Source organism: Dendrosporobacter sp. 1207_IL3150, assembly GCF_036763085.1.
Classification (GTDB): Bacteria; Bacillota; Negativicutes; order DSM-1736; family Dendrosporobacteraceae; genus JBAIYU01.
Map to the genome: position 1 here is coordinate 320129 of NZ_JBAIYU010000010.1, position 23546 is coordinate 343674.

The following is a 23546-nucleotide window of genomic DNA, read 5'->3' on the forward strand; positions in this document are numbered from 1 at the left end:
TAAATAATGAATTTTGCAACAAAATTCCCAATTAATACTATATCAAATAGTTTACTAAAAATCAATAACAAAGTACCTTTTAACTTACTGCCGCTCTTTTAAGCCGTTTCATCTCGGCGAATAAAAAAGTGCCTGTTAAAATAGCTGAGATTAGATCGGCAGTCGGCCCTGCAGCCCATACCCCATTTAGTCCAAAGAACTTTGGCAGGATTACTATTAAAGGTATCAGCATAATAACCTGTCTGGACATACTCAGAAAAGTGGCCATGCCAGCTTTACCCACAGCCTGAAAGTAGCTTGCGCCAACAACTTGAAAACCAACTAACGGCAGCATGAGTAGTACAATTCTTATTGCATAAGATCCCAAGCTAATTAGATCAGGGTTGTTATTAAAAAGCCTTACAATATAAACATCAAGTATCTGTACAGCAATAAAGCCCAGCACGGATAATGCAGTTCCCGCGAATACCGCCTTTTTAACTGCTTCGATAACTCTATCATAATTTTGAGCACCATAATTATACCCAATTATTGGTTGTGCACCCTGTGTAATTCCAAATATCGGCATTAATATCATCATTGCAACTCTTGCAACTATACCATAAGCGGCCACGGCTAGAGCACCGCCATAATTGATAAGGCTGATATTAAAGAGCAATGTAACTACGCTTGCTGCGATCTGCATTAGAAAAGGTGATATCCCTATCTTAAATATTTGTCCTATAATTCTCCAGTCTAAGCGAAGATTCTCAGACCTTATTTTCAGGACGCTCTTGCTGCCCATAAAGTAGGCTATAACCCAAATAGCCGATACTGTTTGAGCAATGACAGTTGCAAGCGCTGATCCTTTAATACCCATCCCCAGCCACATTATGAAAATCGGGTTAAGAATTGTATTTATTACAGCTGATATAAGCATGGTATACATAGCAATACTCGGATTTCCTTCCGAACGAATAACATTGTTGAGACCAAAGCCTACGTACATCGCTAAACTGCCCAGTAAGATAACTTGCGTAAATTCCCTTGCATATACTAATACATCGCCGCCGGCCCCAAGCATTAGCAAGATCGGGTCCAAAAACAACACAAATATTGCTGTAAAAGTAACTGCCATAATAATTAACATAGCTAATGCATTACCGAGTATTTTCTCAGCTCCAGCCTGATTCCGTTCTCCCATCCTGATTGATACTAATGAAGCTGCCCCTATGCCTACAAGCATACCGAAGGCCATCATAACAAGCATAATCGGATAAGCGATCGTGACAGCTGTAAGTCCGACTTCTCCAACATAGTTGCCCACGAATATGCTGTCAACTATATTATATAACCCATTTACCATCATCCCGACAATTGCCGGTACTGAGAAATCCCATAAAAGCTTACCGACAGGTTCCTTACCTAACGCTTCTGATCTACTCATAAATCCTCCGTTAAGTAAAATATCGTACTAAAATCATTATCTCCACTAGTTTCGTTTCCATGCGACATCATGGCATAGTAAATCTCGGTAAAAATTAATGTTAACCACAGAGTACGCAGAGGACACAGAGGGAACGCTGAGTTTTTTATTATTTTTCATGCGTGATATTATCACGCAAATAATCCCCCGTATCCCTCTGCGAACTCTGTGTACTCTGTGGTTCAAAAAAATCGTCGCTTATTATTTTTTACACTTATTTAGCATGCATCAAATGACTGTCAATTACAAATCATAATTAATGATTCGTTAGCATATTTAAAAAAAGGGAGGCTTGCCTATGTCTATTGTTGATAAAGTAAATGCCGAAACACGTATGGTTTTCAACAGATTCTTTGACAAAGAGCCCCTGAACTACCTTGAAGCAGCTGGTCTTTATGGTGTAATTGCCCAAGGTCGCTGCAACATAGCTGCTTTAGAAGTTATGTACAATCATGCAACAGACAGCAACCTGAAAGAACTGGTTAGAGAAGCTATTGACCGCCACACTAAAAACATCATCAGCCAGTCAGAAGACTTTCTGCAAGATAGCGGCGGGCATCTGCCTTCGCTAGCATTCAGACAGCGTACACTTCATAAAACAGATCTTAATATCCCTGAAGACGCACGCTTATCAGACGCTGAAATTGCTATTGCTATCGGTAACATGGCTAAAGCTTCACAAATGGCTCTTCTAACTGCTCTGCATCAATCCTATCAATTAGAAGTTGCTTTAATGTATCGTGAAATGCTAGATGCTGGTTTAGATTGGGATTACCGCCTACTCCAGCTAATGCTAAAACGCGGCTGGCTGCCACACCTTCACAAAATCGAACACTAAGATGCCAAAAACCTCCGGATTTAATCCGGAGGTTTTCATATTACGATTGAACCACAGAGTACGCGACCTTTGCGCCTTTGCGGTTAAAAACGTTATTTCTATGCCTTTTCGAATTGATCCTTGCCTACTCCACATACTGGGCAAACCCAATCTTCAGGAATATCAGCAAATTTAGTGCCTGCTGCAATACCGCTGTCTGGATCACCAACTGCTTCGTCATATTCGTATCCACAAACTGTACATACCCATTTTTCCATGATATTCACTCCTTGACTGTTTTATTTATTATTTTACCATCAGGAAGAACTATTATTCAATATAAATTTTCCATTTTACCAATTTGGAAAATTACCAGCCGCGATTGGAACCGCCGCCTCCACCGGAACCACCGCCAAAGCCGCCTCGCCCCCCGCCGCCTCCGCCGCCGCGGAATCGCAGGATAGATAGCAAAAACCAAGTGATACTTCCACCAAGAAATACCCAGTCGATTATAAATAGCAGCAGGGCGCCGGCCATAATAATCAGTTTGAGCCACCATGGCAGGGTATCCCACCCCGATTCCGGAGCAGTCTGCTGTACAGTTGGTCTTGCATCTGTTTTTAACTCAATATTATATTCTTTAGCAACTACACCTGTTAAAGCTAAATAGCCGTTCAATATCCCCTTATCATAATCACCTTGTCTGAAATATGGCAGCATATATTGGTCTTGAATTTGCCCGGTCTTTGCATCAGGGAGTGCACCTTCAAGACCATAGCCAACTTCGATACGTGATTTACGATCACCAGTGGCAACGAGCATTAACACCCCGTTATTTAGTGTCTTGTCACCAATTCCCCATTGCCTAAGGACTGTCAACGCATATTCCTCTGGCGGCGTATCGCCAAGCGAATTGATAGTAACAACAACCACTTGCGCTTTAGTCTTTACGGCTAACTTACTGCCTAAATCATTAATGCGCTTTTTGGTATCTGCTGATAAAACTCCTGCATAATCCTGAACATAAATGCTGTTAGTAGGCGCAGCAGGGATATTAGGAGCTGCCCAAGCTGTCGCTCCAACAGCTAAATATGCGATAACTAAAAGCCAGGCCAGCCATTTTTTCATATAAAGCCACCTCGCGTGCTTTAATCCTCTAGCTAATCAGCTAACCGCAGAGTTTCTGTGGTTAATTATTAAAACTGAACTTTTGGGGTTTGCTTTGCACCCTCTTCGGCTTTAAAGTACTCTTTTGCACTGAAACCTAGCATTCCCGCATAAATACTTGAAGGAAACGAACGAATTTTCGTGTTATAAACCTGAACAGAATCATTATAGTCTTTTCTTGCTACCGCCAGTCTGTTTTCGGTGCCCGCAAGTTCATCCTGCAAAGCTCGGAAATTCTGATCAGCTTTTAAGTTAGGATAGTTTTCAACAACTACCAGCAGCCTGCTCAGCGCACCGCTCAGCTCGGAATTGGCTTCGGCTTTAGCTGCTGGTCCTTGTGCACCAGCCAATTTCGCTCGGGCGTCAGCTACTGATTGGATAGCAGTCTGTTCATGAGCAGCATATCCTTTTACTGTTGCTACAAGATTTGGGATTAAATCAGCCCTTCTCTGCAGCTGATTTTCAACTTGAGCCCATTTGCCATTAATACCTTCGTTTAGCGTAATCAAGCTGTTATACCCGCTAATACCCATAATAGCTATTAGAGCAACTATAACACCTGCAATAATCAAACCTCTCAATTAAGACACCTCCGCTTAGTAGTTCTAGATATATTATACCATTTTTAATCATTTTTTGCTTAAAGACGTAACACATTTTAGAACTAACCCTATTCAGTTCGTAATTACTAGCCTAGTATGTCTCTATTTGGATATTTTAAATCTTAAAGTAAAGGTTGTTCCTGCTGAGCTTGTCTTACAATCTAATTTAGCACCATGACGGTTGGCAATACCGTAGCAGACAGCCAACCCTAGTCCTGTACCACTCTCCTTTGTTGTCTGAAAAGGAGTTCCGATTTTGGCTAATATCTCTTCAGGAATACCTTTTCCTGTATCGCTTATCTCCAGTATCACTTCTTCATCTGTAGAATATGATCTTATTGTTACTATACCAGGTGAATCCATAGCCTCCATAGCGTTACGGGTCAAGTTTAAAATAACTTGGCGTATTTCCTTGCTATCAATTAATATACATGGAGTTTGAATTGTGTTTGTCTGCAGTGTATGACCATGATGCAAAGCATCGGCATGTATCAGTGGATATAAAGCATTGACAGCATCATCCAGATAACCTGGCTGTAAATCAGTCTTCTTGTCTTTAGCAAGATACAAAAATTCGCTTATAATTGAATTTCCGCGATCAATCTCTTCAATCATTGTCGCAATTTGCTCTTTATATAATTCAAACTTTTGATTTCGCTGGAATAATTGCAAGTAACCACGAACTGTCGTCATAGGATTGCGCACTTCATGACCAATGCTGGCAGCCATTTCGCCGATTAAATTCAGGCTTTCGAGCCGGGCTAACTCATTATCAAGCTTTTTCTTATCAGTTATATCGGTTATGACTACAATTAGGCAATTTTTTCCATTAAACTCATCTTCTTCACAGGATAGTAAGCCATCTCGGATTTCACCATTTGATAGGAAGTGCATTTCAAAATTAGAAACCTTGCCCTGCTGCTCCCTTATACTTCTGGCATAAGCGTATTCATTTAAGTCAGCCCAAAGGTTAAACTCTTCAAAATTCCTCCCAATAACATCCTCGCGCTTTACTTGAGCAGCCCTAAGAAACGCATCATTTACCTCAATATAGGTATGGTCTTCCAAGGATAGTAGTATTATTATGTTAGGATTTAGATTGATAGCCTTAGTCAACTTACTTACTAACGTCTGCAGCTCATCCGCCATATTATTGAAAGAAGACGATAACCTTCCAATTTCGTCATTTCGGCTAATTATTGCACGATGTGAGAAATCCCCTTTTCGGAACTTCTCTGTTGCCTCTATTAAAGAGTAAAGTGGCTTTAGCAGTCCGTCTAGTCTTTGGGCACCCAATGCTATAGCTAGTGAGAGCAGTAGAATTGAAATTATTGCAGTATATCGAAAGGTCGTTTCAAGTATCACCGTAAACAAGCTTTCAGGAGTAGCTGAAATGATAACCCATTCTAACCCTTCCCTAGTAAAATCCGTAAGTTTTACCCGAATACGATCATTATCTGTTTCGAAGATGTATTGATTTTTATTATCTTCTTTGTATATTTGATATGCATTTGTAATATATGGTATTCCAAGCTGGTCAATACTAATTCTCTCGACCTTATTATCCAATAGTGTGAAATTGGGCTTTCTGAGGGAGTTCGCAACTAGCAGGCCTGATTCTTTTTCAACAATAAAGGCAGTAACGCTCTTATTAGCTACAACATTACTTAAATAATCGTTTATATTTGAAAGAATGAAGTTTGTTCCTAAAACCCCGTTTAATATACCCTCGTTATTATAGACGGGGCAAGAAACGGAAATAGCTAAATCCTTAATTGCGAAGTGTTGATAAATTGGTGAAATTACTGGTTTTCCTTTGTTCACTGCAAGTTTATACCATTCCCTAGTTCTCGGGTCATACATGCCAAAATCCGCAAAAACCTCTCCCTCAGCAGAATGGTTTTTGATGGTGTAGCAATAGAGGTTACCCTTTGTTTGGATGTCACTTCGTATTATTTCTATGTCATCTTCCGTATTACGCCTCGCACCATATAAATCTCCACTGGCAGTACCATAAGCAAAACTATATACTTGATTTGGAGTTTCTCGCAAAGTACTCACAAAGAACGCATTTCGCTGTTTTTCATCCTCAATATTTATAATCCCATGCTCGAGCATTCTATGATTACTCCTATTAATAGCTAAAGGTATAGCAACTAATGCCCCAATTTCGGTTACTATATCTTTTGTTATATCATTTTCCATATGAATAATTAAGCTATTAACTGACTTGTGCCAACTTGAAAACATTATAAAGCCCAAAACGACTAATGATAAAAAAAAGGTCATTATAAATGCAAAAACAATTGTATTCTTCAGTGAGGTTCTTTGATTCATATGAGTCCCCTTAATGTATATATTTCGGGCATACATTACTTCGTTTTTTTCGATTGAATTAGAACTAATCACTTTCAAAACCATCTATAATTGCTAATTTCGTTCCAAATATGGAACATCCTTCCATGATATGACCTAATAACAGAATTTTCGGCGAAAAAAAACAGCCCCACAATTGGAGCTGCCAGCATTAGAGTTATATATGCCTATAATTTACTTATGGTTTACGCCTAAAAAAATCATAAACAGCTTGCGCTGAAGGCATGTTCATACCTTCCACGGCTGCAAGTTTTTCAACCTCAGCTTCTTTAATCTTATTCAGACTTCCGAAAGCATCCCATAGGGCCTTACGCCTTTTAGCGCCTATACCTGGCACATGGTCAAGCACAGATACAAGATTGCGTTTAGACCGCAATTTACGATGATAGGTTATGGCAAAGCGATGTGCTTCATCACGAATACGCTGTACAAGATATAGCGCCTGAGAGTGACGCGGAAGTATTATAGGATCACTGCTGCCTTCTTGGAAGATATGCTCAAACTCTTTTGCAAGTCCAATAACAGGTACATCCAGCAGCCCTAATCCTCGTATAATTTCCAAGGCAGAGCTTAGTTGTCCTTTACCTCCGTCAATAATTACTAAATCAGGCAGCGGAGGGGTTGTATCCTTATAACGACGACCAACTACTTCTTGCATAGATTTGAAGTCATCCGGTTTACCTTCCACTGTTCGCAGTTTAAACCGTCGATAGTCATCCTTTTTAGGCATGCCTCCTTCAAAAACTACCATAGAAGCAACTGTTTCCGAACCTTGAATATGTGATATATCAAAACACTCTATTCGCTCTGGCAGCTTAGTCAACCCTAAATGTCTGCCTAATTCAATTACAGCTCCCTCTGTCTGCTCATTTCTGGTTTTAATTTTAGCAGCCTGCTCCTCTAACACTACTAAGGCATTACCTGACGCCATATTTACGATGTCCTTTTTCGTACCTCGTTTAGGCGTTTCTACCACAATGCGGCTTCCTTTTAGACTTGTAAGCCATTCAGAAAGCAGTTGCTGTTCTGGTAAATTCATTGGTAAAAGAATTTCGCGTGGAATAAAAGCAGCTTGGTTATAATACTGTTTGATGAAGGCTGTCAACATTTCCTCGTCTGACTCATCTTCACCTCCTGATAATAGAAAGTGATCGCGACCGACCATTTTGCCGCTTCTAATGAAAAAGACCTGTACGCAAGTACCTAAAGCCGATCTAGCCAAGCCAACCGCATCTTGATCCCCAGAGCCGGTAATAATGTTTTGTTTTTCGGTAATCTTCTCGACTGCACTCAACTGATCGCGTAGTTTTGCTGCTAGTTCGAAGTGAAGTTCCTCAGCTGCGTTTTCCATTCGCTTACGCAAACTTTGGGCAACAGCATCACTGCGACCTTCTAAAAAGAGGCAAACTGCTCTAATCATCTCGCGATACTCATGTGAATCGACGTTTCCTGTACAGGGTGCTAAGCATCGTTTGATGTGGTATTCCAAACAAGGACGGGGAGCCTCAAGCTTTCGGCAGCTGCGGAGGGGAAATAGTTTTTTTAGCAGCTTTAAGGTTTCATGCACTGCACCAGCGCTCGTATAGGGGCCAAAGTATTTTGAACCGTCTTTCAGTACCTTCCTCGTAGCAAATACTCTGGGATAGCTTTCCTCAACCGTAACTTTTATATATGGGTAACTTTTATCATCTCTTAGGCTTATATTATATTTAGGGCGATGCTTTTTTATTAGATTACATTCTAGTATTAAAGCCTCAATTTCAGATGAGGTTATAATATATTCTAAGTCGGCAATCCGAGCAACTAATGCCACAACCTTGGGTGAATGATTGCGGCTTGACTGAAAATAAGACCGCACGCGATTCTTTAAATTAATGGCCTTACCTACATATATTATTCGCCCTTGGGTATCTTTCATTAAATAGACACCCGGCTTATCTGGTAACAACTGTAGTTTTTCCTGCAACTCATCTGTCATATTTAATCCTCCTCCTGCGGCCTACGGTACGCTACTTGCCTATTGATTAAAAATATGCAATAATATCCTCATTATCCACTTAGTACCAGATATTAGTACTTAGTGCAATTGTACTTGTGTATACATTCACAAAAGCCATTGTCTAAATAACATTCCTGTAATATAATGTACCTCGTTAGAATCTAATTGTATATTAAAATGCATGTAAAAAAAACATTTGCAAATGGGAGGTCTACAACGATGTTCAAACGACTCCTTATCGCCAACCGCGGCGAAATTGCTGTCAGAATCATCCGGGCCTGCCAGGAGCTGGGGATTGAAACAGTTGCTGTCTACTCTGATGTTGATAAAAATGCACTTCATGTGCAGTTAGCAGACTATGCTTATCACATTGGACCAGCAGACGCAGCTCAGAGCTACTTAAATATGGAAGCAATCCTTGCAGCAGCCAAAGCTACTAAAGCTGAGGCCATTCATCCTGGCTATGGCTTTTTGTCAGAAAACGCTGATTTCGCTGAGTTAGTAACTAACTCAGGTCTTGTCTGGGTAGGCCCTCGGGCTGAAACTATACGACAAGTAGGCAATAAAGACGCAGCACGTGAAGCAATGAAAGCTGCTGGTTTGCCTATGACAAGAGGTACCAATCCGCTTGTCGATAACGATGAAGCCTATCGTCTTGCTGAAGAACTAGGTTACCCAGTAATTTTGAAACCTGTGTCCGGCGGCGGCGGTAAATCAATGTTTGTAATCAATAATAAGCAAGATTTGGATACTGCTCTGCATAAAGTAGATGTTACCAAGTCAGCTTTCTATTTTGAAACTTATATAGCACAATCGCGCCATATCGAAGTACAAATTATGGCTGATAACTTCGGCAATATACTGCATCTTGGTGAACGTGAATGCTCCATACAACGCCGTAATCAAAAGATTCTTGAAGAGGCTCCTTCCAGCGCTTTAACTCCCGAAACCCGCCAAAGGGTCGGAGCGTTAGCAATCCGTGCTGCCAAAAGTGTACACTATACTAACGTTGGTACTGTTGAGTTTCTTATGGATGTAAAAACAGGCAAGTTTTACTTCATGGAGATTAACCCTCGTATTCAAGTTGAGCATGCTGTTACTGAAGCAATCACAGGTGTTGACCTTGTACGCCGCCAAATTAGGATTGCGGCTGGCGAACCTCTGAATAAGCGTCAAGAAGATATTATGATCATTGGCCACGCTATTGAGTGTCGTATAAATGCTGAAGATACTGAAAACCACTTCCTCCCAGCACCTGGCGAAATAGAATTCTATCATCAACCAGGTGGTCCAAGAGTAAGGGTTGACAGTGGTGTATGCGCAGGCCTGTCAGTTGAGCCTCATTATGATTCCATGATCGCTAAAGTAATAGCACATGGCCGCACTCGTGGTGATGCTATTAAGATTATGCGCCGTGCTCTTCACGAATTCCGCATCACTGGTATTAAAACAACTATACCTTTCCATTTGAGAGTACTGGATAATCCTCATTTCTGCACAGGTAATATTGATACGCAGTTTGTTTACAAGCACATGAAAAACTGCGAACCACCAAAACGCAAAAAAACACTTGATTGCAATGCTGCTGATGTGACACTTGTCAACAGCGCTTGGTAAAGAATATAAATAGACTTCCATTAGGGAGTCTATTTTTTTATTTGAATTCCAAAAAACATCACATTAAAAAGTATTTTGTCGAATATGATTGTGGTGGAAAAGTAAGCTGTTAACTTTAGGGAGGCGAATTTGATGTTTAAAAAGGCGTCAGTTACTGCTTTGTCGTTAATGGTTTTATCCTCTACCGCGTTAGCTGCAGTACCGCAGCAAAGCACTGGTGATGACAAGGCATCTATAGGATACTCCTGGCATGATTTCTCGGTAAAGGATCAAGGTGATGACAAAGTAAACGGCAATGAAATCTACGGTTCATATAAAATAAGCGACAAATTTACAGTAAATGCAGGTTATATGACCTTTAACGGCGATAATTATGATAATACATACAGCAGCGGTGATATCCAATACAAGGTGAACAAAAACGTTAGTTTATTAGCAGGCTATGGCAGATACGAGAGAGAACAGTTAGGTACTTCCTTCACTCGCAGCACCGCCTATGGCGGGCTGACACTTACATCAGATCTAAATAATAAAGTATCCGGCTACGCCACTGGAAAGTTCGGCAATGAGCTTACCGACTGGACAGTTGGTCTAACCTATAATATCAACAAAGACTTGTTGGTTGACCTAAACTATCGTGATATTAAAGCAAATGTTAAGAATGACACCACAAACTTTGATGCCAAAGCCGATGGAGTCGGACTGGGCCTTTGCTATAAATTCTAAGAATAAGCGCGGCATATGCCGCGCTTTTGTTTATATAGGACTAATTTATAACCGCAAATACGCGAGGGCCGCAAAACAAACGCACTAAAAATCCTTTGCGTTCTTTGCGCCTTCGCGGTTAATCGTATATTATTTTTTGCAAGCAGCTGCGTTCATGGTAACCGCCTCTTCTAATAACGGCTTGAGGAAGTGGCCGGTGTATGATTCAGGTGTAGCGGCAATTTGTTCTGGTGTGCCTTGGGCTACAATTGTACCGCCGCGGAAACCGCCTTCTGGCCCGAGGTCTATTAGATGATCGGCAGTTTTTATTACATCCAGGTTGTGTTCGATTACTACCACACTGTCACCGCCGTCCACGAGGCGCTGCAGCACTTCAAGCAGTCGGTGAATATCTGCAGTATGAAGACCAGTTGTCGGCTCATCAAGGATATATAGTGTTTTACCAGTACTGCGCCTAGCCAATTCGGTAGCAAGCTTGATCCTCTGAGCTTCACCGCCGCTCAAGGTTGTAGCTGGCTGGCCCAATTTTATATACCCTAAGCCGACATCCTGCAGAATCTGCAGCTTACGATGAACTTTAGGGATGTTCTGAAAGAATTCTACAGCTTCATCTACTACCATGTCTAATACTTGCGCAATACTTTTACCTTTATATCTTACTTCCAGCGTCTCGCGATTGTAACGAGCACCCTTACAAACTTCGCAAGGCACATATACATCAGGTAAAAAGTGCATTTCAATTTTTATAATGCCATCACCACGGCATGCTTCACAGCGTCCGCCCCTAACGTTGAAGCTGAAGCGCCCAGGCTTGTAACCACGCATTTTAGCTTCAGGTGTTTGACTGAAAACTTCACGGATAGCATCAAATAGGCTGGTATAGGTCGCAGGGTTTGAGCGAGGTGTCCGTCCAATTGGCGACTGGTCAATATCAATAATTTTATCGATATGCTCTACTCCGCAAATTTCAGTATGCTCGCCTGGACGTGTTTTCGCCCTATTAATACGGTTAGCCAATCCCTTATATAATATTTCATTAACAAGCGTACTTTTACCCGAACCTGATACGCCAGTTACTGCCGTAAATACTCCTAACGGAAATCGAGCAGTTAAGTTTTTCAGGTTGTTTTCTTTAGCACCGACAACTTCTAGCCATTTCCCATTAGGCTGGCGGCGAATAGCAGGTACAGGGATAAATTTCCGCCTGCTGAGATATTGGCCGGTAATCGAATCAGGATGTGCTTTTATATCCTCTACCGTTCCTTCAGCTACTATTTTTCCGCCGCCAGCACCAGCCTCAGGCCCAATATCGACTATGTGATCTGCGGCATACATCGTATCTTCGTCATGCTCGACAACCAAAAGGGTGTTGCCCACATCGCGTAAATGCTTAAGAGTGGCTAATAGACGGTTGTTATCGCGCTGATGAAGTCCAATACTTGGTTCGTCAAGGATGTAGAGAACCCCCACCAAGCCCGAGCCGATTTGAGTAGCTAAACGAATACGCTGAGCCTCACCACCCGAAAGCGTTCCTGCTGCTCGATCCAAAGTTAGATAATCCAAACCGACATCAAGTAAAAAGCCAAGTCGAGCATGGATTTCTTTTAATATCTGCTTGGCAATAGTCAGCTCACGTTCCGTTAATTCTAATTCAGCAAAAAACTGCTTTCCTTGAGCAATGGTCAGCTTAGTGACTTCATTGATATTCTTTCCGCCTACCTTAACGGCGAGCGTTTCCGGCTTAAGCCGTGCTCCTTTGCAAGTTGGGCAAGGTTTTGTGCTCATATATTCTTCATATTCTTCCCGCGACCAATCGGAGCTTGTTTCTCGATAGCGGCGGTTTAGCAAGGGCATTACACCTTCAAAAGGTGAATTGTACATTTTATCTTCACCATACATGTTTTCATAGCGGAAGGTAAACTTTTCATCTCCCGACCCGTACATGATAATGTCTTTTACCTTGTCAGATATATCATTCCAATTACTGTAAAGAGAATAACCGTACTTGTCTAAAACAGCTTCTAGTTGGCACATAGTATAAGAATTAGTATTTTTCGTAAATGGCGCAAGCAATCCGTCTATAAAAGATTTACCCGGATCGGGAATAACGAGAGCTGGATCGAACTCCATATTATTACCTAACCCAGTACAATCAGGACATGCCCCAAACGGACTGTTGAAGGAGAACATCCGCGGTGCAATTTCAGGCAAGCTTATACCGCAGTCTACACAGGCAAAGTTCTGGCTAAAGATCAACTCATCACCATCAATTATCTGCGCGGTAACTACTCCGCCCCCAAGGTTTAACGATGTCTCAAGAGAGTCAGCCAAACGTTGAGCTATACCTTCACGAATTACAAGCCTGTCTACAACAACTTCGATTGTATGCTTTTTATTTTTTTCAAGACTTATCTCGTCTGTTATATCCATGATTTGTCCGTCAATCCGGACACGCACATAACCATTCTTACGAATATCTTCAAGTACTTTTACATGTTCGCCTTTTTTTCCCTTTACAACAGAGGCAAGCAGCATCAGCTTGGTACTATCAGGCAAAGTTAAGAGCTGATCTACCATCTGTTCAACAGTCTGCTGGCTGATTGCTTTACCGCACTTAGGACAATGAGGGCGTCCCGCTCTGGCAAACAAAAGCCGCAAGTAGTCGTAGATTTCTGTAACTGTACCAACCGTAGAACGAGGATTGCGGCTTGTTGTCTTTTGATCAATAGAAATCGCCGGGGAAAGCCCCTCTATATAATCAACATCCGGCTTATCCATCTGACCTAGAAACTGGCGGGCATAAGCGGAAAGAGATTCTACGTAGCGTCTTTGCCCCTCAGCATATATTGTATCAAAAGCCAGGGAAGACTTTCCTGAACCACTCAGTCCAGTAATTACTACTAATTTATCGCGTGGAATTTCTAAATCTATATTTTTTAAATTGTGCTGTCTTGCACCCTTAACAATAATCTTATCTTTCATTGTTTACCCTTTCTATCCGTCTAGCCTTTCTTTTTTGTGGCTTTCTTATTGGTATTCTTAGTCTTAGCACCAGCAGGCAAGCGCCCTTTTAGCTCGACAATCATATCACGCAGCTGGGCAGCACGCTCAAATTCCAGTTTCTTAGAAGCCTCACGCATTTCACCTTCTAAGCTGGCAATCAAATCAAGCGTCTCATCAGTCGACATTGCAGACACGTTGCTGGCTTTATAGCTGGCCGGAGTTTCTGCAACTTTTGTTGTTTCGATAAGTTCTCTTATCTTTTTCTCGATTGTCTTCGGTGTAATGCCGTGTTCAACATTATAAGCCCGCTGTATTTCACGACGTCGGTCGGTCTCGCCGATAGCTCGTCGCATGGAATCAGTCATATTATCAGCGTACATTATGACCTTTCCTTTTGCGTTACGTGCAGCCCGGCCAATTGTTTGAATAAGTGAAGTTTCCGAGCGCAAAAAGCCCTCTTTATCAGCATCTAAAATAGCTACTAGGGATACTTCTGGCAAGTCTAAGCCTTCGCGCAGTAAATTGATCCCGACAAGTACATCAAACACCCCTGCGCGCAAATCACGGATAATTTCTGCCCGCTCCATTGTAACTATATCTGAATGCAGATAACGAACCTTAATACCCATCTCTTTGAGGTAATCGGTTAAATTTTCGGCCATTTTTTTAGTTAAAGTTGTTACCAATACTCGTTCATTAACTGCTGACCGTATTTTTATTTCACCTAGCAAATCATCCATTTGCCCTTTTATCGGGCGAATTTCCACCTCGGGATCAATCAGCCCAGTCGGACGAATAATCTGCTGTACTACTTGAGAGGCCTGTTCAAGCTCATATTTAGCCGGTGTCGCCGAGACATAAACAATCTGATTAATGCGCTCAACAAACTCTTCAAACTTAAACGGTCTGTTATCAAAAGCTGATGGCAGACGGAAGCCGTTACCTACAAGCGACTCTTTCCGTGAGCGGTCACCAGCATACATAGCTCTTATTTGAGGTAAGGTAACATGCGACTCATCTATAACTATAAGGAAATCCTCAGGGAAGTAGTCTACAAGCGTATATGGAGCATCACCAGGCTCCCGCTTGGTCAAATGGCGTGAATAGTTTTCTATGCCGGAGCAATAGCCCATTTCAAGCATCATTTCCAGGTCATACCTAGTACGCTGCTCTATCCGTTGTGCCTCTATAAGTTTATTGTTAGCTTTAAAATAGTTTACTTGCTGCTCAAGCTCAGCTTCAATATCCTGCACAGCTCGAAGCATATTATCACGTGATGTAACATAGTGAGATGCCGGATAAATAGCGATATGCTTACGCTCAGCCAAGATTTCACCAGTAAGCGTGTCTATCTCTAAGATACGTTCAATTTCATCACCGAATAATTCAACCCTTAACGCCTTCTCATTACTTGCCGCCGGGAATATCTCAATAACATCTCCACGCACCCTAAAATTACCACGCTGGAAGTTAATATCGTTTCTTTCATACTGGATAGCTACCAGCTTACGCAAAATATCATCACGATCACGCGTCTGCCCCTGGCGCAGTGATAGCACTAGTCCCCGATATTCGTCCGGCGAACCCAAACCATAGATACAGGAAACACTGGCCACAATAATTACATCCCGCCGTTCAAACAGCGAACTGGTGGCCGAGTGGCGGAGCTTGTCTATCTCATCATTAATTGAAGCATCTTTTTCAATATAGGTATCAGTATGAGCTATATAAGCTTCTGGCTGATAGTAGTCATAATAGCTGACAAAGTATTCCACGGCATTATTGGGGAAAAACTCTTTAAACTCGCTAGCCAATTGGGCCGCGAGTGTCTTGTTATGCGCAATAACCAAGGTCGGCTTTTGCACCTCTTCAATTAGCTTAGCAATGGTAAAAGTCTTACCAGTACCAGTAGCTCCAAGCAGAACCTGAGCCTTCTGACCGCTGGTAATACCCGCTGTCAGCCGCGAAATAGCCTTCGGCTGATCACCAGTCGGTTCAAACGGTGCCATAGTTTTAAAAGGGACGCCGCCCTCGGTATATACTGTATTTAACTTGGGGACAGTACTCATTCTATCACCTAGTTCCATTTATTGAAATTATTATCCATTAGAAGTTATTATAACATATAGTGAGACTTAATTCAGGTGGATTTTTAAGCCAAATGAATTCTAGTCGAACATACCCAGGGACTTAGCAGATCTTGGACTCGAACGCTAGTAAGAGTCTTAGATATGCTTAGTCATCGGGCACTGTGAATCTTTAATCAGGTGGTTTTTTAAGCCATTATTTTTTAGAACAGACGTTCGCAATTAGTATAACCTATTTTCTTATTTTTGAAAATAGTAAGAATAAGTTTGACCGCCTAATTAGAACGGCTATGATTAAAATTTTTTAACGCTCAACGCTATCGCAGCTGCCGCTGCTATCGCTGACTTACGCTTATAAAAAATTTTAACCATAGCCTGCCTGTAGTCAGAAAAGATTATTGTCCTCTGGATTTAATCAGTTATTACGTGCTATAGCAGATAACTAAGTATTTGACTGCTAGCAGGCGAGGTAGCTGCATTATTAAAAGCGCAAGTCAGCGACAGCGGCAATGCCGCGATAGCGTTGGAGCGTTAATTATGCAGCTTCCTCGCCGTCCTCAATTAGTCCAGACCCAATTCCAACCCTACACGCAAATCACTAAGTATCTGCCTGCCAGCAGGCAAGGGAGCTGCATTATTAAAATGCGTAAGTCAGCGACAGCGGCAACGCCGCGATAGCGTTGGAGCGCTAATTATGCAGCTACCTCGCCGTCCTCAATTAATCCAGACCCAATTCGTCCAACCTACACGCAAATCACTAAGTATCTGCCTGCCAACAGGCAAGGAAGTTGCATAATTAAAAGCGCAAGTCAGCGACAGCGGCAAAGCTGCGATAGCGTTGGAGCGTTAATTATGCAGCTTCCTCGCCGTCCTCAATTAGTCCAAACCCAATTCCAACCCTACACGCAAATCACTAAGTATCTGCCTGCCAGCAGGCAAGGGAGCTGCATAATTAAAAGCGCAAGTCAGCGACAGCGGCAACGCCGCGATAGCGTTGGAGCGTTAATTATGCAGCTACCTCGCCGTCCTCAATTAATCCAGACCCCAAAGAAAAAAGCTGGCAAAAGCGAATACCGCTTCTGCCAGCCCAAAAATAACTTTATCTCTTAAACTTCCTCTTAACCCAATCGAATATCCCAACCCGCTCTGTATTCATCTCAGCATAACTTTCCTCATTACCATTAGGCACCAAAATCACTCCTAACGTCTTACCCGACTTAAACTTAACCTTTTGTCTGAGCATCTGACCATCTCGTTCAAACTCCATCCAACATTCCTCAGGCACATTCAAAAGAGCAGTTGATAAATCTTGAGGCCGTCTTATGCCAGTATCATTTAGTCTGGTAATAATATCACCAGGCTGCAAGCCAGCTGCGCGCGCAGGCGTTTCATAAATAGTATCCAGAACCATAACCCCTATTTCCGGCGGAACAAACCGCGGCGGTGCTGCCATTTCACGCTGGTTATCTCTTTGAATCAAATATTCGTGACCAAGTGGCGAAGCCAAAGCTGCAAAGATCTTCACCCATTCAAACCTCGCAGCAAGTATTGCTAAAACAAGCAAAATAACACTATAAATACCTAGATGAAACGCAGACTGCATCCGCCGTTTATGAGGCGAACTAGCAACAGCTATATCGGCATATCCGAGCGCCGCAACAACAGGCATTGTCGCATATATCCAGCGCTGCCCCTCTGATAATTGCAATCCTGACGGTATAACCGGCCACCATTCAGGCATCTTTATAATCCCGCTAGGAAGGTCATTAGTGGGAACAGCCATCGCGGTCAAAAGTACCAGCGGCAAAGGCCAAAAATTCTGCAGGTTGAAGGCACCAACTAATTGGCCTGTCTCCCTTTTGAGAATAAGCGGTATTGCGCCATATCGCCTGCTTATCGCAATTAAAATACTTTCGGTTATATGCAGTATTGCCACCAATGCCAAAACCTGCGGCACATTCACTACAGGCCAGCCAAACAACACATTAGACACAGCAACAAGCCCGCCGGCATAGGCGAAACACAAAAAACGCATATTTATCATCATAAGAACTATTGCTACAGGCCAAATATAATTAAGACCTAACTGATTTAAGGTTACACCAAACATCATAAGTAAAAGACTTCCGATAATCCCGCCAATCATCCCATACGCCGCCGCCATAAAAACCTGCTGTTTGATTGAATAACTATGTACACCAAACATCCGCTTCTGGCTTTTCTGCATTTGCCAATATTGAAAAATAACCAGCGCTAATATCGTCCAAAATGTAGGATCAAGATACATCGCTAGAGTCCGACTTAAAATTACGGCAAGAATATCCTGCCAAGGAAACATGCGCTCACCTCGTTATATTGATATTCCTTATTCAAGTATATAATATTTCCAAATATTTCACAAACTCTGCAAATTTATGGAGAGTACGTGGTATTAACCGCAAAGTCGCAAAGAGCGCTAAGGTATAGGATAATTATTAAGATTTACACCTTATCAGTTGTTTTGCACAATCTTACTAGACAATATTCATATCTCTAATGCCGATAGGAAAAGGAGGATGCGTTATTATAAGCGTAAGTCAGCGACAGCGGCGAAGCCGCGATAGCGTTGGAGCGTTAATAATGCATCTTCCTTTTCCGACCATCAAAATAGGCACAAAAAGGGCAAATAAGATAAAGCGGCGCATTGCGCCGCTTAGCCTACTTCTTCCCCTTCAACACTTCCAGGGCCTTATTTAATTGAACATCATTGTTAGGATCACGTGTATCAGCTGTCTCAATCTTTATATCTGGCTCAATCCCAATACCGTTTATGGAACGATCACTAGGTGTCAGATATTTTGCGATAGTCAGTTTGATTGCCCCGCTGTCAATTCTCATTAAGGTCTGAACCGATCCCTTACCATATGTCTTAGTTCCAATTAGCGTACCAGCTTTGGTATCTTGGACAGCACCGGCTACGATTTCTGACGCACTGGCACTGCCACCGTTGACTAATACCACTACTGGATATTTAACGGCTTCAAGGTTTGATGAGTGAGTTTCGCGATGCCCATCTCTCATTACGACGGAAACAACCGGACCTTTCGGCACAAACTTACTAGCAACCTTTACGCTTTCCTCCAGCAGACCACCAGGATTATCACGCAAATCAAGGACAACTGCCTTCATACCTGCACTTTCAAGTTCCTGATATTTCTTAATAAAATCTGCGCCTGTATTTTCGTTAAACATTGATAAACGAATATATCCAATATTGTCTGGCAGCATCTTCCCTGAAACTGTTTTAATCTGAATGTTTGATCTGGTCAGTGTATAATCCTTGGCAGACTCATTACCACGCTTAATTGTAAGTACTACTTGGCTGCCTTCAGGACCGCGGATTTTACCCACAGCTTCATCTAAAGCCATATCCTTTGTATCCTTACCATCAATCTTTAATATCTGGTCGCCGCTCTTAATACCAGCTTTGTCACCAGGTGTACCTTCAATCGGTGAAACGACCGTAAGCATTTTGTCTTTTACACCTACAACAATTCCCACTCCGCCAAAGGATCCCTCAGTTTCAATCATAAATTCCTTATACATCTTTGGATCCATGTAGATAGAGTGAGGATCCCCCAGCGATCCAATCATTCCCTTGATTGCACCAGTCATAAGTGTATCCATCGGAACTTCTTCTACATATCTCGACTTAACAATTTGCAATGCACGCATAAACTTGAGCGTGCTGGCCGCATCACCTGTTCCCAAATTAAGCAGGTAATACAGCCCGCCCACAGTGGAGACGAAGGTAATTGCTACCAATAAAATCGCACCAATGATAATTTTTCTTTTACTCAACGCTGCACCTCAATCCGAGGTTCGAGACAAGCTACTCGAACATCTGCTGATACCATACGTACTTTAACTATATGTTGAAATAGCTCAATTTATACTAGGGTAAATATCCCATCGGACTTACTGGCGAACCATTTTCCCGCACTTCAAAGTGTAGGTGAGGTCCTGTTGAATAGCCAGTAGAACCAGCTCGAGTAATCGCCTGCCCTTTTCGTACCCGCTCACCTTCACCAACTAATAGTTCTGAATTGTGAGCATATAAAGTAGAAATTCCTCCGCCATGGTCAATAATGATAGCTTTACCATAACCACCCATCCAGTCAGAATAAATAACCACACCGCCATCTGCCGCTGATACGATATCACCATAATCTGCACCAATATCTATACCGCTATGGAAACGCTGGGTCCCAAAAATCGGATGAGTCCGCCAGCCAAAAGGTGAAGTTATCGGTCCTGCTGCTGGCCACGCCATGATACCTGTCCCACTAGTCGAACCGCCCTTACCAGACTGGCTGTTTCTTATCAGCTGCTCGATTTGGCGTGACGTTTCCAGCAGTTCCTGATACGCCTGTTCAGCTGTATCTCTTTCATTAACAGCTGAAGCTAATACTGCTTCACGTTCATTCTTACGTGCCGCTATCGCAAGTCGTTTTTCGTTCGCGGCTGCATGAAGCTGTTCAATTGCCGCACGATCACGTTCCAACTCTGCCTTTTTCTGCAAAATCAGCTCACGCTCAGCTTTAACCTTAGTGATCAAAGTTATGTCTTGGTTTACAACCCGCTTTAATATATCCATACGAGTAGTAAAATCAGTAAAATCACTTGCCCCTAAGAGTACATCCAGATAGCTTACCTGACCGTTCTGATAGATGTCGCGCATCCGCTTATTAAGGACTTTGCTTCTCTCGGTAAGATTAGTCTCAGCTTTAGCTAGAATTTCGGTATTTTGCTCGATCTTCTCTTCCGTATAAGTAAGTTTTGACTGAATTGTACTGTATTCGGCAGTAGCACCGTCCAAATCACCTTGGATTTTTTTTAGCTGGCCCGACACGCTGTTAACTTGCTTTTGAGCTTGTGATGCCCTACTCTGCTGATCCTGCATCCTCTTCTGTACCGACTCAAGCTGGTCATTAAGATTGTTGGCCATTACAGTTCCTGCTGCCGCAGCCAGCATAATCACAGTCATAACAATTGCGGCAATGCGTTTCACTCTGTGCATCAAATCCCCCCCGAACAGTTCTACACCTTCATAAATCTTTTTAGAGATATGGTGCTGCCTAAAGCACCAATTGCCGTACCTGCAATAAGGATAAAAATACTGATATTATTCATAAACGGATATTGTGGTATTAGCGGAAGGAATGCCAATGAGGAATATATCTCTTGGGTTATAGCACTATACGTACGGCTAAGTACGAATACCGCTATAAGCGCTCCGCCAAAACCTAAAATCATGCCTTCTATCAAGAAAGGCCAGCGTATAAACCAGTCAGTGGCACCTACATATTTCATTATGCCTATTTCCTTACGCCTTGCAAAAACCGTAAGCCTAATAGTATTTGAAATAATGAAAAGAGCCGCTAACGCTAAAAATACTATTAATACAACGCCGAATATCCGAACCATTTTAGTGATCTTAAATAACTGTTCAATAACTTCCTGCCCAAACTTAGCATTCTCTACACCGTTAAATTCACTTATTGCCTGAGCAGTTAATTTAACTTTCTCTGGCTTGTCCACTTTCACTTCAAAGGCATTTGGAAGAGGGTTAGTATCACCTAAGGCCGTCAGCAAGGTTTGCTGCTCGCCTAAGCGGCCCTTAAACCGTTCCATTGCTTCGTCTTTGCTTATGAACATCACCTGATTTACGCCTTCAAGCTTGGTAATCCTTGTCCCAACTTCACGCATTTGATGATCAGATAAATCGTCCTTTAAATATACGGTAATCTGCACTTGTGATTCTAATGCAGATGCCATGTTATTTAAGTTCAGAACTAGGATAAGGAAAATACCCAATATAAGAAGCGATAAAGCTACTGTACTTATTGACGCAAAACTCATCAAGCCATTACTGCGCAGTGAAACAATAGCTTCACGGATAAAGTATTCTATTGTTCTAATCCTCATAACCGTATACCCCTTTCACTTGGTCGCGGACAATACGGCCTTTTTCAATAGCGATTACCCTTTTGCGCATGGTATCAACAATTGTTTTATCATGGGTTGCCATTACAATTGTTGTACCGGCTTTATTAATCCGTTCAAAAATCTTCATAATATCCCAAGAAGTTTCCGGATCTAAATTGCCTGTCGGCTCATCCGCAATAACTACAACCGGGTTATTTACGATAGCTCTGGCTATAGCCACCCTCTGCTGCTCACCACCCGAGAGCTGAGTAGGTAAGCACTTGTACTTGTCTTTAAGACCTACTAAATCCAGAACACTGTTAACTCGTTTTTGGATTTCACGGCGCGGCGCTTCAATAACCTGCATAGCAAAAGCCACATTTTCGTAAACTGTTCTATCAGGCAGCAGCCGGTAATCCTGAAATATTATACCTAATCCCCTCCGCAAGTACGGCACTTCAGACGGTCGCATATTTGTAATATTTCGTCCATTAACAACCAGCTCTCCGCTTGAAGGAAGCTCCTCACGAAATATTAGTTTAATAAATGTAGATTTACCGGCACCACTTGGGCCGACCACAAATATAAAGTCACCTTTACTGATATCAATACTAATATCGGAGAGAGCGACAGAGCCGTTGCCATAAACTTTAGATACCCCAGACATATGTATCAAAAATACTCAATCCCCCTATTTATCGTTTGTTAGTATGGCGTGCTAGATAACCGCGAAGGCGCAAAAGCCGCAAAGAAAAAAATAATAAAAGCAATTATATCGCTTTTGCGTAGTTTTAATTTTTTGTGTACTTTGCGTATTCGCGGTTAATTCGACACCTGATTATGTAATTGTCACAAAAATCTACATTTTTGGTTACAGCTTTATAAAATTTGACGTCTTTTCCGAAAAACCTCCTTTTTTTCGATATTTTACAGATGAGTAACTTTTGCCAGATACCGGCTAGCGCAATAAATTCGCTGTATATAGAGTAGTTAATCCTAATACTGCGAGCAGCCCCAAGTACCACCATAACACAGTTAAGCGCTGCCTCACTGACAACCGGTAATAGTCCTCAGCATCATTCATATTATCACTTCGCCATAACCGCAGCAGCGAAATAAAGAAAATTAGCAGCATTATAAAATTGTATGTATAAAAAAACAGGCCTCCTATAACTAGGCTTCCTACCCACCACATATGTGGTGAAATAGCAGAGGCAATTCTTCCGCCGTCTAAGGGATCACAGGGAATTAAATTGAATAAGTTTAAAAGACAAGCTGTATAAGCAAGCACCAGCATTAATATACTGTCATTCCAAAAATAAATGGCCAAACAGATAAGTGCCGTTAAAGTGCCCAGAGCAGGACCGCCTATCGCTACATTTGCCGCCATCTTGGCATTGCGGGGAGCACGCTTTAGACTGATAACTGCGCCTATAAACGGTAGAAAAATCGGTACTCCTGTTGGGATGCCAACGACCCTCGAAGCAACTAAATGTCCTAATTCATGGAAGAAAAGGAGCAGTATAAAACCGGCAGCATATTTAACACCAAATGCCGCTGCATAAATTACAAGCGATATAGCCATCGATCCCGTCATTACAACAGTAGGCCCAAGCTGAACCATTGCGGCAAGACCCATTAAAAAAATCACGCATCGCCTTATTAGCCGGCCTCCAACACTTATTACCTGCCACGGCCCCACACTCACCCCTCCTTTACG

At 42.1% G+C, this 23546-nt stretch carries 17 protein-coding genes; 3 read left to right on the forward strand and 14 right to left on the reverse strand.

What is annotated here, in order from left to right; all coding sequences use genetic code 11:
• Positions 1 to 79: 79 nt before the first annotated feature.
• Positions 80 to 1426, reverse strand: coding sequence for an MATE family efflux transporter (locus V6C17_RS04995; RefSeq protein WP_333521447.1), 1347 nt, complete (start codon positions 1424 to 1426; stop codon positions 80 to 82).
• Positions 1427 to 1763: 337 nt separating this feature from the next.
• On the opposite strand from V6C17_RS04995, the gene V6C17_RS05000 reads away from it, so the two are divergent.
• Positions 1764 to 2303 carry a DUF3231 family protein gene (locus tag V6C17_RS05000; protein WP_333521448.1) on the forward strand — a complete coding sequence of 180 codons (540 nt, stop codon included), beginning with the start codon at positions 1764 to 1766 and terminating at the stop codon, positions 2301 to 2303.
• Positions 2304 to 2401: 98 nt separating this feature from the next.
• On the opposite strand, the gene rd is transcribed toward V6C17_RS05000, so the two are convergent.
• The 5 genes from rd to uvrC form a co-directional block, all read right to left on the reverse strand.
• Positions 2402 to 2560: a rubredoxin gene (gene rd / locus V6C17_RS05005; RefSeq protein WP_333521449.1), complete on the reverse strand. Its 159-nt coding sequence runs from the start codon at positions 2558 to 2560 to the stop codon at positions 2402 to 2404.
• 91 nt (positions 2561 to 2651) lie between these two features.
• A complete protein-coding gene (locus V6C17_RS05010) occupies positions 2652 to 3410 on the reverse strand; it encodes a TPM domain-containing protein (protein WP_333521450.1) in 759 nt (252 codons plus the stop codon).
• Between the two features lie 68 nt (positions 3411 to 3478).
• Positions 3479 to 4030, reverse strand: coding sequence for a LemA family protein (locus V6C17_RS05015; protein ID WP_442891437.1), 552 nt, complete (start codon positions 4028 to 4030; stop codon positions 3479 to 3481).
• A 123-nt stretch (positions 4031 to 4153) separates the two neighbouring features.
• Positions 4154 to 6388 carry an ATP-binding protein gene (locus V6C17_RS05020; protein ID WP_333521451.1) on the reverse strand — a complete coding sequence of 745 codons (2235 nt, stop codon included), beginning with the start codon at positions 6386 to 6388 and terminating at the stop codon, positions 4154 to 4156.
• Positions 6389 to 6605: 217 nt separating this feature from the next.
• Positions 6606 to 8405 (reverse strand): excinuclease ABC subunit UvrC, encoded by a 1800-nt coding sequence (uvrC, locus tag V6C17_RS05025; protein WP_333521452.1) that lies wholly within the window; start codon positions 8403 to 8405, stop codon positions 6606 to 6608.
• 240 nt (positions 8406 to 8645) lie between these two features.
• On the opposite strand from uvrC, the gene V6C17_RS05030 reads away from it, so the two are divergent.
• Positions 8646 to 10043, forward strand: a complete 1398-nt coding sequence (locus V6C17_RS05030) for an acetyl-CoA carboxylase biotin carboxylase subunit (protein WP_333521453.1) — start codon at positions 8646 to 8648, stop codon at positions 10041 to 10043.
• Between the two features lie 132 nt (positions 10044 to 10175).
• Positions 10176 to 10769, forward strand: coding sequence for an outer membrane beta-barrel protein (locus V6C17_RS05035; protein WP_333521454.1), 594 nt, complete (start codon positions 10176 to 10178; stop codon positions 10767 to 10769).
• A gap of 129 nt (positions 10770 to 10898) precedes the next feature.
• Here the strand turns inward: V6C17_RS05035 and uvrA are convergent, their stop codons facing one another.
• From uvrA to V6C17_RS05075, 8 genes are all read right to left on the reverse strand, one after another.
• Positions 10899 to 13751: an excinuclease ABC subunit UvrA gene (gene uvrA, locus V6C17_RS05040; RefSeq protein ID WP_333521455.1), complete on the reverse strand. Its 2853-nt coding sequence runs from the start codon at positions 13749 to 13751 to the stop codon at positions 10899 to 10901.
• A gap of 20 nt (positions 13752 to 13771) precedes the next feature.
• Positions 13772 to 15841, reverse strand: coding sequence for an excinuclease ABC subunit UvrB (gene uvrB, locus V6C17_RS05045; RefSeq protein ID WP_333521456.1), 2070 nt, complete (start codon positions 15839 to 15841; stop codon positions 13772 to 13774).
• A 1117-nt stretch (positions 15842 to 16958) separates the two neighbouring features.
• On the reverse strand, positions 16959 to 18197 hold the full coding sequence (locus V6C17_RS05050) for a PDZ domain-containing protein (protein ID WP_333521457.1): 1239 nt from the start codon (positions 18195 to 18197) through the stop codon (positions 16959 to 16961).
• Between the two features lie 359 nt (positions 18198 to 18556).
• Positions 18557 to 19699: a S41 family peptidase gene (locus tag V6C17_RS05055; protein ID WP_333521458.1), complete on the reverse strand. Its 1143-nt coding sequence runs from the start codon at positions 19697 to 19699 to the stop codon at positions 18557 to 18559.
• 94 nt (positions 19700 to 19793) lie between these two features.
• Positions 19794 to 20918 carry a murein hydrolase activator EnvC family protein gene (locus V6C17_RS05060; RefSeq protein WP_333521459.1) on the reverse strand — a complete coding sequence of 375 codons (1125 nt, stop codon included), beginning with the start codon at positions 20916 to 20918 and terminating at the stop codon, positions 19794 to 19796.
• Between the two features lie 20 nt (positions 20919 to 20938).
• Entirely contained in the window at positions 20939 to 21826 is an 888-nt protein-coding gene (ftsX, locus tag V6C17_RS05065; protein ID WP_333521460.1) for a permease-like cell division protein FtsX, read from the reverse strand.
• Positions 21816 to 22502 carry a cell division ATP-binding protein FtsE gene (ftsE, locus tag V6C17_RS05070; RefSeq protein WP_333521461.1) on the reverse strand — a complete coding sequence of 229 codons (687 nt, stop codon included), beginning with the start codon at positions 22500 to 22502 and terminating at the stop codon, positions 21816 to 21818. Before ftsE ends, ftsX begins: the two co-directional genes overlap by 11 nt.
• Positions 22503 to 22784: 282 nt before the next feature.
• Entirely contained in the window at positions 22785 to 23528 is a 744-nt protein-coding gene (locus V6C17_RS05075) for a site-2 protease family protein (RefSeq protein ID WP_333521462.1), read from the reverse strand.
• Positions 23529 to 23546: the final 18 nt, after the last annotated feature.

Bases quoted from the DNA above. Each gene is read 5' to 3' on its own strand.
- V6C17_RS05020 (WP_333521451.1), bottom strand. From the start codon at position 6,388: ATGAATCAAAGAACCTCACTGAAGAATACAATTGTTTTTGCATTTATA.
- uvrB (WP_333521456.1), bottom strand. From the start codon at position 15,841: ATGAGTACTGTCCCCAAGTTAAATACAGTATATACCGAGGGCGGCGTC.
- V6C17_RS05010 (WP_333521450.1), bottom strand. From the start codon at position 3,410: ATGAAAAAATGGCTGGCCTGGCTTTTAGTTATCGCATATTTAGCTGTT.
- rd (WP_333521449.1), bottom strand. From the start codon at position 2,560: ATGGAAAAATGGGTATGTACAGTTTGTGGATACGAATATGACGAAGCA.
- uvrA (WP_333521455.1), bottom strand. From the start codon at position 13,751: ATGAAAGATAAGATTATTGTTAAGGGTGCAAGACAGCACAATTTAAAA.
- V6C17_RS05060 (WP_333521459.1), bottom strand. From the start codon at position 20,918: ATGCACAGAGTGAAACGCATTGCCGCAATTGTTATGACTGTGATTATG.
- V6C17_RS05030 (WP_333521453.1), top strand. From the start codon at position 8,646: ATGTTCAAACGACTCCTTATCGCCAACCGCGGCGAAATTGCTGTCAGA.
- V6C17_RS05000 (WP_333521448.1), top strand. From the start codon at position 1,764: ATGTCTATTGTTGATAAAGTAAATGCCGAAACACGTATGGTTTTCAAC.
- V6C17_RS05035 (WP_333521454.1), top strand. From the start codon at position 10,176: ATGTTTAAAAAGGCGTCAGTTACTGCTTTGTCGTTAATGGTTTTATCC.
- ftsX (WP_333521460.1), bottom strand. From the start codon at position 21,826: ATGAGGATTAGAACAATAGAATACTTTATCCGTGAAGCTATTGTTTCA.
- V6C17_RS04995 (WP_333521447.1), bottom strand. From the start codon at position 1,426: ATGAGTAGATCAGAAGCGTTAGGTAAGGAACCTGTCGGTAAGCTTTTA.
- uvrC (WP_333521452.1), bottom strand. From the start codon at position 8,405: ATGACAGATGAGTTGCAGGAAAAACTACAGTTGTTACCAGATAAGCCG.
- V6C17_RS05050 (WP_333521457.1), bottom strand. From the start codon at position 18,197: ATGTTTCCTTGGCAGGATATTCTTGCCGTAATTTTAAGTCGGACTCTA.